The organism is Klebsiella sp. 141161, from assembly GCF_050600815.1.
In the GTDB taxonomy this organism is placed as follows: Bacteria; Pseudomonadota; Gammaproteobacteria; order Enterobacterales; family Enterobacteriaceae; genus Klebsiella; species Klebsiella aerogenes.
This window is the reverse complement of the sequence record NZ_JAQIRN010000002.1, coordinates 618,816-632,394: the sequence shown is the minus strand read 5'-3', so window position 1 is coordinate 632,394 and position 13,579 is coordinate 618,816. Positions and strand designations below refer to the sequence as shown.

The window sequence follows — 13,579 nt, the reverse complement described above, 5'->3', positions numbered from 1 at the left end:
TTAACGGCGCGACAGCAGTACGCCGACAACCAGCCCGACGGCTGCGCCAATGCCCACGCCGGTCCACGGATTTTCGCGGACGTACTCATCGGCCCGAGCGGCGGTTTCACGCGTCTGCTTGACGATGGCATCGCTGGTGTCGCTGAGACGCACACGGCTGTCTTTCAGTACGCTTTCCGCTTTGCTACGCAGTTTGCCGAGTTCTTCTTTCGATTTATCGGTGGAGGAGTTCAGTACTTCTTCCAGCGTGTCAGCCAGATTTTTCAGCTCAGCGCGTAGATCTTCTGCAACGTTATCTTTAGCCATCTTGTTCTCCTGTAGCGTTTACCAATTAATAATCGCGTGACTCAAGCGCTTTCAGTTCCTGCTGCGCTTCATCCAGTTTGCGTTCCCGTTTGCTAATTTTGTCTGCATCGCCTTTCTGCTTCGCCTCGCTCAGATCGCGCTGACGTTCGGCAACTTCGGCCTTCTGTTTAGCGATTTTCTGCTGATGTTCAGCCCTGACTTTGCTGTCGCTGCAGTTAGCGCGAACTTCCTGCAGCGCTTTGTTCAGGCCGTCTATGCGATGCTGATTATGGTGTTTTTCGGCATAGCTGATCTCCCGTTGGATGCTTTGTTCTTTTTCCTGACAAGGAGAGGCTGCGAAGGCGCTGGCGCTAAGTGAGGTCAGAGCCAGTAATAGTGCGATGCGGTAATTCATGGATTCTACCTTCCATTGTGTGAGGGGATATCGGTGATATACCCAATCCAGTCAACATTACAAGCCAGTCGGTTCCCGCAGTGTTAATAATAGACACGAAAGCGAGACTTCACCAAACCGTGCGAAAAGATTCGGAATTTTTGACGCGTTATCCCAAACGGCGCGGAGCATCGCGCAGGCGGGATAACCAGGCGGTGGCCGAATTTTCTTCATCCACCAGAGCAATAATATAACCGTGAGGCAGAGCTCGGCCCAATACTTCTTTTGCCGCGGCGCCCTGAGCATTGGAGTCGAATTTGATCAGCAGGCCGTCTTTTTGCGGCGTGATGCTCTTAAAACGGATGCCGTTGGCGTCAAGATGATGCCAGACGGAAAAACCGTCCGGCATAGCGACGCCCTGGCTGACGGGACGGATGGCCAGGGTGGACTCATGCTGACTGACGGTCAACCACAGCCAGACGATGGCGCAAAGCAGCAGTGAGCCGCCCAGCAGCCACCGCAGCTGGCGCCAGGAAGGACGTTTGATGACCATGCTCAGCTCCGACTGCTGTGTTTTTTCTTCCACAGTACAACCAGGGAGCCGATCAGACCAAAGACCAGCAGCGCAACCGGTAGCAGCATCAGACATGACATCAGCTGATCTTCATACTTCAGGAACACCGGTGTTTTACCCAGCAGATAGCCGAGAGAGGTAAGAATCAGCACCCACAGCAGGCCGCTCATCCAGTTAAAGAACTGAAAACGCGCGTTATTCAGACCAGAGATACCGGCAATTGTTGGCAGAAGCGTACGCACGAAGGCGATAAAGCGGCCAATCAGCAGCGCTGACAACCCGTGCTTGTGGAACAGGTGATGCGCTCGCTGGTGATAATGCGAGGGTAAATGCGAGAGCCAGTTTTGCACGATCCGCGTATTGCCCAGCCAGCGTCCCTGAATGTAGCTCACCCAGCAGCCGAGGCTTGCCGCCGCCGTCAGAAGCAGTAAGGTTTCCGGGAAGCCCATCGCCCCTTTGGCGATCAAAACGCCGACCAGCACCAGCAGACTATCGCCCGGTAAAAACGCCGCCGGCAGCAAACCGTTCTCAAGGAACAAAATCATAAATAAGACAAAATAGAGCATGCCAATCATGGAGGGATTAGCGAGCGTTTCGTAATCCTGGGCCCATAAGGCATTCAGTAATTGGGTTAGTAGTTCCATTCACGATTCCTGGTACATCGGTTAACGGTACGTCTTATACATAGCGACTAGATTATTTTTAGAGTATGGCCGCTGTTGAGACGTTCTGATCGGATCCTTGATTAAACAGTAAGTAAACACTTACCTACAGAACGGCAAAATGCATCTAATTGTAACAAACTAGCTGACTTTCCGTCAGAGAAATTGCAGTTTGTTGCTGATTGATTTTGCGGGTTGCGTGGACGAGTAGCGAGAGGATTTACACAGGCTGACACTATATATGCTTTGCTTACCCTGTCGGGTTTGCGGGCAGAAAAAGAGGTTCTGCCCGTGGAGGGGATAATACGTTATTTTGCTCCGTTCGCCGCGGTATCGAGATGAACCACCGGATTTTCGGCAAACAGATAGCGATCGGCATTGAATTCAAAGTCATCGCTGGTTTCGTTAAACAGCATCAGCTTGGTATTCTCCAGATGTTGCCACATCGCCAGCTTCGCCGCATGAGGGTCTTTACGAATTAGCGCTTTGAGGATTTGGTCATGATCGTCGCACCAGTTATCGACGGTGCGCAGATCGATGTGATCGTGTAGTTTTTTCCAGTATGGGTTATGCACACGCTGGGTCCACATCTTCTCAACGATGGCGGCAAGGGCGGTATTCTGGGTGGCCAGCGCGACCTGGACATGGAACTGCAGGTCCCATTCGGAATCACGGAAACACTTCTCGTTGCGGGCTTTCTCCTGAATTTCCATTAGCTTCATGATGTCCTGTTTGGTCACCTGAGTCGCGGCGAATTCAGCGATATTGCTCTCAATTAACTGACGGGCCTGGAGTAATTCAAACGGGCCATAGTTGGCGAATTCCAGCGATTCGTCCACCACCTGTTGGTATTTCGGGTGGTTGGAAATAACGTGGATGCCGGAGCCTTTGCGGACTTCAACATAGCCTTCGACTTCCAGCATGATGATGGCTTCGCGAACCACGGTGCGGCTGACGCTTTTTTCATCGGCGATGAAGCGCTCTGCGGGCAGCTTATCCCCTACAAGGTAGACGCCTTGTTCGATACGCGTCTTTAGCTCAGCGGCAAGCTGCTGATAGAGACGGCGCGGTTCACTGATTTCCATATTCGCTCCCGGAAGATGGCGACAATATTCGATTTGTTATACCACTTTTACGCGCTTTCCACCACTGGAAGGCATAAAAAAAGCCGCCTCAAAAAGGCGGCTTAGTCAGTGCACAATCATCTTGCAGTCTAGCTTTGCGTCACCGGTTTACTGGTATTGAGCGGCGTCGAGTCATCGTCGGCCGATTTGTTTTTCAGTACCGTCCAGATAACCAGCGCGCCGAGTAGGTCGAAGACCGCCAGCACCGCAAACAGCGGGCTGAAGCCGATGGTATCCGCCAGCGCGCCGACGACCAGCGCGAATAGGGTGCTGGCCAGCCATGCGGCCATCCCGGTCAGGCCGTTGGCGGTCGCCACTTCGTTACGACCAAAGACGTCGGAAGAGAGGGTGATCAGCGCACCGGACAAGGCCTGATGAGCAAAACCGCCGACGCACAGCAGCGCAATCGCCACATACGGGCTGGTGAACAGGCCAATCATGCCAGGACCAATCATCAGCAGGGCGCCCATCGTCACGACCATTTTACGTGAGACGATAAGATTCACGCCAAACCAGCGCTGGAACAGCGGAGGCAAATAGCCGCCGACGATGCAGCCGAGGTCGGCGAACAGCATCGGCATCCAGGCGAACATGGCGATCTCTTTCAGGTTAAAGCCGTAAACTTTAAACATGAACAGCGGGATCCAGGCGTTGAAGGTACCCCAGGCCGGTTCTGCGAGGAAGCGCGGCAGCGCAATACCCCAGAACTGACGGTTACGCAGGATCTGCCACGGCGACATTTTCTTCGCGTTGTTGGTCTGATGGTGAGATTCCTGGCCGCCGATGATGTAGTCACGTTCTTCATCGGTGAGTTTTTTCTGATCGCGCGGGTGTTTGTAGAAAATCAGCCAGGCCATCGCCCAGGCGAAGCTCAGAACCCCGGAAATAATAAATGCCATCTGCCAGCTATGCATGACAATCGCCCATACCACCAGCGGTGGAGCAATCATCGCGCCGATGGAAGAGCCGACGTTGAAGTAGCCGACGGCGATGGAACGCTCTTTCGCCGGGAACCATTCGGAGCTGGCTTTCAGACCGGCTGGAATCATCGCCGCTTCCGCTGCGCCGACCGCGCCGCGGGCCAGCGCCAGGCCGCCCCAGCTCCCTGCCAGCGCCGTTGAACCGCAGAATACCGCCCAGGCGATAGCAAAGAAGGCGTAGCCAATTTTGGTGCCAAGCACATCCAGCACATAACCGGCAACCGGCTGCATAACGGTATATGCAGCGGAGTAGGCGGCGATGATATAAGAATATTGTTGGGTTGAAATGTGCAACTCTTCCATCAGCGTCGGCGCAGCCGCCGCTACGGTGTTACGAGTCAGGTAACCCAGCACGGTGCCCAGCGTCACCAGTGCGATCATATACCAACGTAACCCTTTAATTTTACGCATGTAAAACCTCATCGTTGTTGTCTCTCCGCAGCGTCTGCGGCCATCTTTCCCCTCGTTAAGAGGAGCAGGATGGGGAAACGGAGGGTTCAGGACGTGAACTGAACCTTGCCATCAGTGGTTAAAGTGAAACCGGCATCCCTACCGTTTAAGCCGATGTTATTCACACCGGTAATGCATTCCGTCGGTTTATATGTTGCGACGGCAGAAAGATAACTTGTCATACAACTTTAAAAGTTGAGTACTGTCACAAAAGTGGGAAAGTTTGTAGGGACATTAATTGCGGCAATCAAAGCCAGTTCTGGCGCGGCTTGCAGCGATGTTTACTCCTTTGGTGGTGCTTTTTTTGTCGACGTTTATTGATCTAACTCACGAAAAATACTTCGGCCTGTAGAAATTGGTGTGATAACTTTGTCAGCATTAGAGTCAATCATCTGATGGGCTCCTTGATGGGGCGAAGAGGACACGACAATGACACCGTTTATGACCGAAGATTTTCTGCTTGATACCGAGTTTGCCCGCCGTCTTTACCACGATTACGCCAAAGATCAGCCGATTTTCGACTACCACTGCCACCTTCCGCCGCAGCAGGTTGCCGAAAATTACCGTTTTAAAAATCTGTATGACATCTGGCTGAAAGGCGACCATTACAAATGGCGTGCGATGCGTACCAACGGCGTGGCGGAGCGCCTGTGTACCGGCGATGCTTCCGATCGCGAGAAATTTGACGCCTGGGCGGCGACCGTTCCTCATACCATCGGTAACCCGCTATACCACTGGACGCATTTAGAGCTGCGCCGTCCTTTTGGTATTACAGGTAAGTTACTGTCGCCAGCCACGGCGGATGAAATCTGGGATCGGTGTAATGAGTTACTGGCTCAGGAGTCGTTTTCCGCCCGTGGAATCATGAAGCAGATGAATGTGAAGATGGTGGGGACGACCGACGATCCGATTGATTCGCTGGAGCATCACGCGGCGGTCGCCAAAGATAGCACCTTTGATATCAAGGTACTGCCGAGCTGGCGCCCGGATAAAGCGTTCAATATCGAGCAGGCCACTTTTAACGATTACATGAACAAGCTTGGCGAAGTCTCCGATACCGAGATTCGCCGTTTTGCCGATCTGCAAAGCGCGCTGACTAAGCGTCTGGATCACTTTGCCGCTCACGGCTGTAAAGTTTCCGACCACGCGCTGGACGTTGTGCTGTTCGCTGAAGCCACTGATAGCGAACTGGATAGCATTCTGGCGCGCCGTCTGGCGGGCGAAACGCTCAGCGACCATGAAGTCGCGCAGTTCAAAACGGCGGTGCTGGTGTTCCTAGGTGCGGAATACGCGCGCCGCGGCTGGGTACAGCAGTACCACATCGGCGCGCTGCGTAACAACAACCTGCGTCAGTTCAAACTGTTAGGGCCGGATGTTGGCTTCGACTCCATCAACGATCGTCCGATGGCTGAAGAGCTATCAAAGCTGCTGAGCAAGCAGAACGAAGAAAACCTGCTGCCGAAAACCATTCTGTACTGCCTGAACCCTCGCGATAACGAAGTGCTGGGCACCATGGTCGGTAACTTCCAGGGCGAAGGCATGCCGGGCAAGATGCAGTTCGGTTCCGGCTGGTGGTTCAACGATCAGAAAGACGGCATGGAACGTCAGATGACCCAGCTGGCGCAGCTTGGTCTGCTGAGCCGCTTTGTCGGTATGCTGACCGACAGCCGCAGCTTCCTCTCCTACACCCGCCATGAATACTTCCGCCGTATTCTGTGCCAGATGATCGGCCGCTGGGTGGCTGCTGGCGAAGCGCCTGCGGATATCGCGCTGCTGGGCGAGATGGTGAAAAACATCTGCTTTAACAATGCGCGTGATTACTTCGCCATTGAATTGAACTAAGGCCTGAGGTCGGTTGATATGCAATACATTAAAATCCATTCGCAGGATAACGTCGCGGTGGCGCTGGCGGATATGGCGTCAGGAACCGTGGTGACGATTGATAACGATACCGTCACCCTCCGCCAGGATGTTGTCCGCGGTCATAAGTTCGCGCTGCGGGCCATTGCGAAAGGTGAAAACGTCATTAAGTACGGGTTGCCGATTGGTCATGCGCTGGCGGATATCGCGCCGGGCGAGCATGTTCATGCGCACAATACGCGTACCAATCTGAGCGATCTCGACGCGTATCGCTATCAACCTGATCGGGTTGAACAACCGGCGCAGCCTGCGGATCGCGACGTTGAGATTTATCGTCGCGCCAGCGGTGAAGTCGGCGTGCGTAACGAATTATGGATCCTGCCGACCGTGGGCTGTGTTAACGGCATCGCCCGGCAGATCCAGAACCGTTTCCTGAAAGAGACCAACGACGCGGAAGGCACCGACGGTGTCTTCCTTTTCAGCCACACCTATGGCTGCTCGCAGTTGGGAGACGACCACATCAACACCCGTACCATGCTGCAAAACATGGTCCGCCACCCGAATGCCGGGGCGGTGTTGGTGATTGGTCTTGGCTGTGAGAACAACCAGGTTGATGCCTTCCGTGAAACGCTGGGGGATTTTGACCCGGAACGCGTGCACTTCATGATTTGCCAACATCAGGAAGATGAAGTGGAAGCGGGAATTGAGCATCTTCATCAGCTCTATGAAGTGATGCGCCATGATAAACGCGAAGCGGGTAAACTGAGCGAACTGAAGTTTGGCCTTGAGTGTGGCGGCTCGGACGGCCTGTCCGGCATTACCGCTAACCCAATGCTGGGGCGTTTTTCTGACTATCTGATTGCGAACGGCGGCACCACGGTGTTGACCGAAGTGCCGGAAATGTTCGGCGCCGAGCAGCTACTGATGAGCCACTGTCGCGACGAAGAGACCTTCGGCAAACTGGTCACTATGGTCAATGATTTTAAACAGTATTTTATTGCCCACGACCAGCCTATCTATGAGAACCCGTCGCCGGGTAACAAAGCGGGCGGTATCACGACGCTGGAAGATAAGTCGCTTGGCTGCACGCAGAAAGCCGGTTCCAGCCAGGTGGTTGACGTTCTGCGCTACGGCGAACGGTTGAAAGTCCACGGGTTGAATCTGTTGAGCGCGCCGGGTAACGACGCGGTGGCGACCAGCGCGCTGGCGGGCGCCGGCTGTCATATGGTGCTGTTCAGTACCGGTCGCGGCACCCCTTATGGTGGTTTCGTACCGACGGTAAAAATCGCTACCAACAGCGAGCTGGCGGCGAAGAAAAAGCACTGGATTGATTTCGATGCCGGGCAGTTGATTCACGGGAAAGCGATGCCGCAGGTGCTGGAGGAGTTTGTCGATCTGATCGTTGATATCGCCAACGGCAAGCAAACCTGCAACGAACGCAATGATTTCCGCGAACTGGCTATCTTTAAAAGCGGCGTCACGCTGTAACGGCAGTGACCACCGCGGTGTTTGCAAGGTCGGATAAGCGCAACGCCATCCGACAATATTGAGCTCTCCCCGGTTGCGCTTACGCTTACCGGGGCTACTACCCGCATACCGGACCGTAGGTCGGATAAGCGTAGCGCCATCCGACAAACTAACGGCGCCGCCGTTGAACTCTCCCCGGTCGCGCTTACGCTTACCGGGGCTACCAGCCGAATACCGGACCGTAGGTCGGATAAGCGTAGCGCCATCCGACAAACTAACGGCGCCGCCGTTGAGCTCTCCCCGGTCGCGCTCACGCTTACCGGGGCTAACAGCCGAATACCGGACCGTAGGTCGGATAAGCGTAGCGCCATCCGACAAAGTAACGGCGCCGCCGTTAAACTCTCCCCGGTCGCGCTTACGCTTACCGGGGCTACCAGCCGAATACCGGACCGTAGGTCGGATAAGCGTAGCGCCATCCGACAATACGCTAACTACGCAGGGCGTTTTTCGCCAGCTGTTCGTCTTCGGCCATACAGGCCGCAGCGGTAAACAGCGCATCGGTTGATGAGTTGAGCGCCGTTTCGCAGGAGTCCTGCAGCACGCCGATAATAAAGCCGACGGCGACGACCTGCATGGCGACATCGTTCGGAATACCGAACATGTTACAGGCCAGCGGGATCAGCAGCAGTGAACCGCCCGCTACTCCGGAAGCGCCGCAGGCGCACAGTGAAGCCACAACGCTCAGCAGCAGCGCTGTCGGCAGGTCCACCGGAATATTCAACGTATGCACCGCCGCCAGCGTTAGCACGGTGATAGTAATCGCCGCGCCCGCCATATTGATGGTCGCCCCCAGCGGAATAGATACCGAATAGGTATCGCGATCCAGATTCAGCTTCTCGCACAGCGCCATATTTACCGGAATGTTGGCGGCGGAGCTGCGGGTAAAGAAGGCGTAGACGCCGCTTTCACGCAGGCAGGTCAGCACCAGCGGATACGGGTTACGACGGATTTTCCAGAATACCAGCAGCGGGTTAATCACCAGCGCCACCAGCAGCATGCAGCCGACCAGCACCAGCAGCAGCTGGGCGTAGCCCCACAATGTGTCGAAACCGGTCGTCGCCAGCGTCGAGGCGACCAGGCCAAAAATACCCAGCGGCGCAAAACGGATGACCATCTTGACGATAAAAGTCACGGCGTGCGAGACGTCGTTAATCAGGTTTTTAGTGCTGTCGTTACCGTGGCGCAGCGCGAAGCCCAGGCCCACCGCCCACACCAGAATACCGATGTAGTTGGCGTTCAGCAGCGCGTCGATAGGATTAGCCACCATACTCATCAGCAGTCCGCGCAGCACCTCTACAATTCCCGACGGCGGGGTGATGCTGTCCGCCGCGCTGGTCAGATGCAGCGTAGAAGGGAAAACAAAGCTAAACAGCACCGCGGTGAGCGCCGCGCTGAAGGTGCCCAGCAGATAGAGAAACAGAATCGGGCGGATACTGGTTTTTTGTCCGTGCTGATGGTTAGCGATCGACGCCATCACCAGCATTAATACCAGTACCGGCGCGACGGCTTTTAGCGCGCCGACGAACAGCGTTCCCAGCAGCCCGACCGCGATAGCGGCCGGTTTCGAGACCAGCGCCAGTATCACGCCAAGTACCAGTCCCAACAGGATTTGTTTCACCAGACTGCCATGCGCCAGGCGCTGCAGCAGCCCCGACGGGCGGGTTTGTGTTGTCATAAATCATTCCTTCCAGTGATGTAGCAGTCCATCCCGGCGACGTATTATTTGTTACGTTTATGTCCGGATGTAAATGAATGTTTGCATGGTCGAGTATACGGAAAGAACGCGAGGGAGGAAGCGTAATCTACTGTTTCTTACGCGCCGATCTTGTTTTTTAACTATGTATTAACGTTTTTGTGACATAGATAAAGATTATGCGCGGGAAGCCTGAAGCAGTGATGCGTATCCCGGCCAGATACGCGATATCTGACCGGGAGCAGGGAGTTATTGCAGCTGTTTCTTCTTATCGTTCTGTTTGTTCACCCAGGCGTTAATCAGCAGCGTCGCCGCCAGAATGCCGCCCACCACGCCGAGGGAAACGGCAATCGGAATGTGGTAGAAATCGACGATCAGCATCTTGATACCGATAAACACCAGGATCACCGACAGGCCATACTTCAGCATCGAGAAGCGTTCGGCCACACCCGCCAGCAGGAAATACATCGCACGCAGACCGAGAATCGCAAATAGGTTAGAGGTCAGCACGATAAACGGGTCGGTGGTCACCGCGAAAATCGCCGGGATGCTATCAACGGCGAAAATCACGTCGCTCAGCTCAACCAGGATCAGCACCAGCAGCAGCGGCGTGGCGAACAGTACGCCGTTTTTACGGGTGAAGAAGCGCTCGCTCTCGATTTTATCCGTCATACGCAGATGGCTGCGGATCCAACGCACCAGCGGCTTATCGCCGATCCCGGAATCATCTTCTTTCGCCAGCGCCATTTTCACCCCGGTAAACAGCAGGAACGCGCCGAACACGTACAGTAGCCATTCGAACTGCGAAATCAGCCAGCTGCCGGTGAAGATCATAATGGTACGCAGGACAATCGCCCCGAGGACGCCATACACCAGTACCCGGCGCTGTAGCGCAGGCGGCACGGCAAAGTAGCTAAAGAGCATTAACCAGACGAAGACGTTATCGACCGCCAGTGATTTTTCAATCAGATAACCGGTGAGGAAGGCTAACGCCTGCGGATCGGCGACGGCGCGGCCCTGCGTTTGCACCAGGTACCACCAGAAAGCGGCGTTAAACAGCAGGGAGAGGGTGACCCACAGGATGGACCAACCGGCGGCCTGCTTCATGGTCATGGTATGCGCACCGCGCCTTCCCTGAAGCAGTAAATCGATCGCCAGCATGATGACCACGACTACAGCGAATCCGCCCCATAACAACGGCGTGCCGACACTATTCATTGCGTTATTCCTTACATAAAAACAAAACGGCTGTCGTCGGAAGACGGCAGCCGCTGCGCTTTTATGCATAGACCTCGCCTTCCGGCAAGGTCTCACTTACAACAAGACGGGAACTGGACCCTTGGTCTTGTTGCCCGGCGACCGGATGCGGTTTTGCACGCATCGTAATGACGATCGACCGGCCAGGAAGTTACTCCCCTTTGCACGTAACAAAGTATTACAAGTTATAAAGGGCGTCAATGGAGGTCGAGGGCCCATTTACACTGCTTTACGCGATATACCCGTCATACTTCAAGCTGCAGGTGCGTTGGCTGCGTGCGTTCACCCAGTCACATAGTTATCTATGCTCCTGGGGATTCGCGCACTTGCCGCCTTCCTGCAACTTGAATTATTTAGGGTATAGGCTGGGTATCCGCCGGGAAGACCACGCCGGTCTGGCGACGGATTTCGCTTAGCAGTTTTGCCGTAATGCGGCTGACCTCAAGCCCGGGATGATCGACGTCGTTGGCTTCCACCAGCCGCGCGAACGCCTCCGCTTCATACAACATAGTATTGATGTGCTGAGGCTGGGTGAGATCCTGCGCTTTTCCGCCGCGTGGAATAAAGGCCACCTTCTGGCATTCGGAGATTTTCTCAATCACCAGCGCGCCTTCTTCACCCTGGATTTCGCTAGGGATAGTGGAGTCGCTGACCTTCGAGTGGTGCAAGGTGACATCGAAATCGCCGTAGCTCAGCACCACCGTACCCTGGCCATCAACGCCGCTCGCCAGCAGGCTGGCGCTGGCATGGACCGTTTGCGGTTCGCCCCACAGCGCGACCGCCGAGGCGAGGCAGTAAAAACCGATATCCATAATCGAGCCATTGGAAAAAGCCGGGTTGAAAGTATTCGGGTTTTCGCCGTCGAGATAGCGCTGGTAGCGCGACGAGTACTGACAGTAGTTGATGAAGGCTTTGCGCAATTTGCCCACTTTATCGAGCGCTTCGCGCAGCAGCAGGAAGTTGGGCAGGCTGGCGGTTTTGAAGGCTTCAAACAGTACCACGTTGTTTTCTTTAGCCATGGCAATCGCCGCTTCGACTTCCTGGAGGTTTGATGCCAGCGGCTTTTCGCAAATCACGTGCTTTTTATGGCTCAGGAACAGGCGAGTTTGCGGGAAGTGCAGCGAGTTCGGACTGGCAATATAGACCGCGTCAACGTCAGGACTCTGCGCCAGTTCATCGAGCGAAGTAAACAGATGCTCGACCGGGTAGTCATTAGCGAAAGCTTGCGCCTGTTCAAGGCTGCGGGAATAAATCGCGGTGAGTTTAAATTTACCGGTTTCATGGGCGGCATCGACAAACTGCTTAGTAATCCAGTTTGTGCCAACAACTGCGAAACGTATCATAAACGTTGACGAACTCCGTTAAAGGGGACCTTTCGTCACTCTAGCACGCCATGATGACAAAACGAGTGCGCAAATACGCACTCTGGTAAATTGCTAGTTCTTGGTGGGGCATCCTCGCTGAACCTCTTGACCTATGCTAACTACTGAACCCAGATATTTAGGTTGTCGATGTAATATCTTTGCATCGATAACTGCGCTAACTCGGGCTAGTTTTTCTCTAAAATGCGTGAATATTCGCGCTTTTTGGGGGATATCGGGAGCATTAACGGCAATAGCGCGAATACCATATTCTCTGGCCAGCCATAGCGCCCGCGGGTTATGGAAGCCTTGGGAAATAATAGTCATATCGGTTATGCCAAAAACTTTTTGCGCGCGCACTACCGAGTCTAGCGTCGAAAAACCTGCGTAATCGCAGAAAATCGCTTCTTCAGGCACTCCTTGATGGATGAGCGCCTGCTGCATCGCCGAGGGTTCGTCATAATTTTTTTTGCTATTGTCGCCGCTGACCAGTAGCCACTTTACTTTTCCGGCATGGTACAGCGCGGCTGCGGTATTAATACGGCGAACAAAGAATTTATTGCCAGGCTTGGCGCCGAGAACTAATCCAACATTATTGTAGGGAAGCGTGTTGATATCGTTCCAGATAAGATGTTGTGTTGTTTTGATAATGAGCGTGTCGGCGTAAAAGATTAATGTCACGCAGGCGGTAAGCAACATGCAAGCGGCGAAAATAAATCGACGGATAAGTTGGACCGTCCTGATAGTAAAAGTACCGCTTATTTTGTTATATAACTCTGTTATGAACATCCAGTTCATTGACACATTCCCTGTGCTGAAATTAAACGAAAACTCCTTTAACTAATTGATTCTAAATTTAAGCGTATAAAAAAACTATCGGGACAAAAATTTTTCAGAATCAGGGTAAAGCAAGATGCGTCAGCCACAGGCGGGTATCAAACTCTAGCTGGTGATACTGCGGCTCCATATGACAGCAAAGCTGATAGAAGGCTTTGTTGTGATCCTTCTCTTTTAAATGCGCCAGTTCATGAACCACGATCATACGCAGAAACGCTTCCGGCGCGTCGCGAAACACCGTCGCTACGCGAATTTCCGCTTTAGCTTTTAGTTTGCCGCCCTGAACGCGGGAAATAGCGGTATGCAGACCAAGCGCGTTCTTCAGCACGTGGATTTTACTGTCGTACATCACCTTATTGATTGGCGCCGCCCCGCGCAGATAGCGGGCCTTCAGATCCTGGGTATATTGATATAACGCCTTATCGCTGTTGACATCATGCCCCTGCGGATAGCGCTTTTGCAGCACCTCGCCGAGGCGACCTTGCTCGATTAAGGTCGTCACCTGCGACAGCAGCGATTCGGGGTAACCCTGAAGGTAAGGTAGCGTGTTCATGGTGAAAAAAGTTTACTTCTCC

Annotated in this window: 13 protein-coding genes; 2 read left to right on the top strand and 11 right to left on the bottom strand. The window is 54.0% G+C overall.

Annotated features, from left to right (window positions below):
* From PGR79_RS07565 to PGR79_RS07540, 6 genes are all read right to left on the bottom strand, one after another.
* The gene (locus tag PGR79_RS07565) at positions 1 to 306 is read right to left on the bottom strand and encodes a DUF883 family protein (protein ID WP_015369573.1); all 306 of its coding nucleotides are present in this window, start codon (positions 304 to 306) and stop codon (positions 1 to 3) included.
* A 25-nt stretch (positions 307 to 331) separates the two neighbouring features.
* Positions 332 to 700 carry a DUF1090 domain-containing protein gene (locus PGR79_RS07560; RefSeq protein WP_047044796.1) on the bottom strand — a complete coding sequence of 123 codons (369 nt, stop codon included), beginning with the start codon at positions 698 to 700 and terminating at the stop codon, positions 332 to 334.
* Between the two features lie 148 nt (positions 701 to 848).
* Complete coding sequence (gene mzrA / locus PGR79_RS07555) at positions 849 to 1,226, bottom strand: EnvZ/OmpR regulon moderator MzrA (RefSeq protein ID WP_162750128.1); 378 nt, start codon at positions 1,224 to 1,226, stop codon at positions 849 to 851.
* Between the two features lie 8 nt (positions 1,227 to 1,234).
* Positions 1,235 to 1,897: a DedA family general envelope maintenance protein YqjA gene (yqjA, locus tag PGR79_RS07550; protein WP_015369576.1), complete on the bottom strand. Its 663-nt coding sequence runs from the start codon at positions 1,895 to 1,897 to the stop codon at positions 1,235 to 1,237.
* A 326-nt stretch (positions 1,898 to 2,223) separates the two neighbouring features.
* Positions 2,224 to 3,000, bottom strand: a complete 777-nt coding sequence (gene exuR / locus PGR79_RS07545) for a transcriptional regulator ExuR (protein ID WP_015369577.1) — start codon at positions 2,998 to 3,000, stop codon at positions 2,224 to 2,226.
* 128 nt (positions 3,001 to 3,128) lie between these two features.
* Positions 3,129 to 4,430, bottom strand: a complete 1,302-nt coding sequence (locus PGR79_RS07540) for an MFS transporter (protein WP_213316659.1) — start codon at positions 4,428 to 4,430, stop codon at positions 3,129 to 3,131.
* A gap of 468 nt (positions 4,431 to 4,898) precedes the next feature.
* Here PGR79_RS07540 and uxaC point away from each other — a divergent pair, with 468 nt between their 5' ends.
* Positions 4,899 to 6,311 (top strand): glucuronate isomerase, encoded by a 1,413-nt coding sequence (uxaC, locus tag PGR79_RS07535; RefSeq protein WP_316424675.1) that lies wholly within the window; start codon positions 4,899 to 4,901, stop codon positions 6,309 to 6,311.
* A gap of 18 nt (positions 6,312 to 6,329) precedes the next feature.
* Positions 6,330 to 7,817, top strand: a complete 1,488-nt coding sequence (locus tag PGR79_RS07530; RefSeq protein WP_087859888.1) for a UxaA family hydrolase — start codon at positions 6,330 to 6,332, stop codon at positions 7,815 to 7,817.
* A gap of 466 nt (positions 7,818 to 8,283) precedes the next feature.
* Here the strand turns inward: PGR79_RS07530 and sstT are convergent, their stop codons facing one another.
* From sstT to PGR79_RS07505, 5 genes are all read right to left on the bottom strand, one after another.
* Positions 8,284 to 9,531, bottom strand: coding sequence for a serine/threonine transporter SstT (sstT, locus tag PGR79_RS07525; protein WP_087859887.1), 1,248 nt, complete (start codon positions 9,529 to 9,531; stop codon positions 8,284 to 8,286).
* Between the two features lie 267 nt (positions 9,532 to 9,798).
* A complete protein-coding gene (locus tag PGR79_RS07520) occupies positions 9,799 to 10,767 on the bottom strand; it encodes a TerC family protein (RefSeq protein ID WP_020077873.1) in 969 nt (322 codons plus the stop codon).
* Between the two features lie 392 nt (positions 10,768 to 11,159).
* Entirely contained in the window at positions 11,160 to 12,149 is a 990-nt protein-coding gene (locus PGR79_RS07515) for a Gfo/Idh/MocA family protein (protein ID WP_430921390.1), read from the bottom strand.
* 93 nt (positions 12,150 to 12,242) lie between these two features.
* On the bottom strand, positions 12,243 to 12,956 hold the full coding sequence (locus tag PGR79_RS07510) for a SanA/YdcF family protein (RefSeq protein ID WP_375372111.1): 714 nt from the start codon (positions 12,954 to 12,956) through the stop codon (positions 12,243 to 12,245).
* A gap of 109 nt (positions 12,957 to 13,065) precedes the next feature.
* Positions 13,066 to 13,557, bottom strand: a complete 492-nt coding sequence (locus PGR79_RS07505; protein ID WP_308958046.1) for a M48 metallopeptidase family protein — start codon at positions 13,555 to 13,557, stop codon at positions 13,066 to 13,068.
* Positions 13,558 to 13,579: the final 22 nt, after the last annotated feature.

Coding starts and splice junctions, on each gene's coding strand:
- uxaC (WP_316424675.1), top strand. CDS start 4,899: ATGACACCGTTTATGACCGAAGATTTTCTGCTTGATACCGAGTTTGCC.
- PGR79_RS07505 (WP_308958046.1), bottom strand. CDS start 13,557: ATGAACACGCTACCTTACCTTCAGGGTTACCCCGAATCGCTGCTGTCG.
- PGR79_RS07530 (WP_087859888.1), top strand. CDS start 6,330: ATGCAATACATTAAAATCCATTCGCAGGATAACGTCGCGGTGGCGCTG.
- PGR79_RS07560 (WP_047044796.1), bottom strand. CDS start 700: ATGAATTACCGCATCGCACTATTACTGGCTCTGACCTCACTTAGCGCC.
- PGR79_RS07540 (WP_213316659.1), bottom strand. CDS start 4,430: ATGCGTAAAATTAAAGGGTTACGTTGGTATATGATCGCACTGGTGACG.
- sstT (WP_087859887.1), bottom strand. CDS start 9,531: ATGACAACACAAACCCGCCCGTCGGGGCTGCTGCAGCGCCTGGCGCAT.
- PGR79_RS07510 (WP_375372111.1), bottom strand. CDS start 12,956: ATGTTCATAACAGAGTTATATAACAAAATAAGCGGTACTTTTACTATC.
- PGR79_RS07565 (WP_015369573.1), bottom strand. CDS start 306: ATGGCTAAAGATAACGTTGCAGAAGATCTACGCGCTGAGCTGAAAAAT.
- PGR79_RS07515 (WP_430921390.1), bottom strand. CDS start 12,149: ATGATACGTTTCGCAGTTGTTGGCACAAACTGGATTACTAAGCAGTTT.
- exuR (WP_015369577.1), bottom strand. CDS start 3,000: ATGGAAATCAGTGAACCGCGCCGTCTCTATCAGCAGCTTGCCGCTGAG.
- PGR79_RS07520 (WP_020077873.1), bottom strand. CDS start 10,767: ATGAATAGTGTCGGCACGCCGTTGTTATGGGGCGGATTCGCTGTAGTC.
- yqjA (WP_015369576.1), bottom strand. CDS start 1,897: ATGGAACTACTAACCCAATTACTGAATGCCTTATGGGCCCAGGATTAC.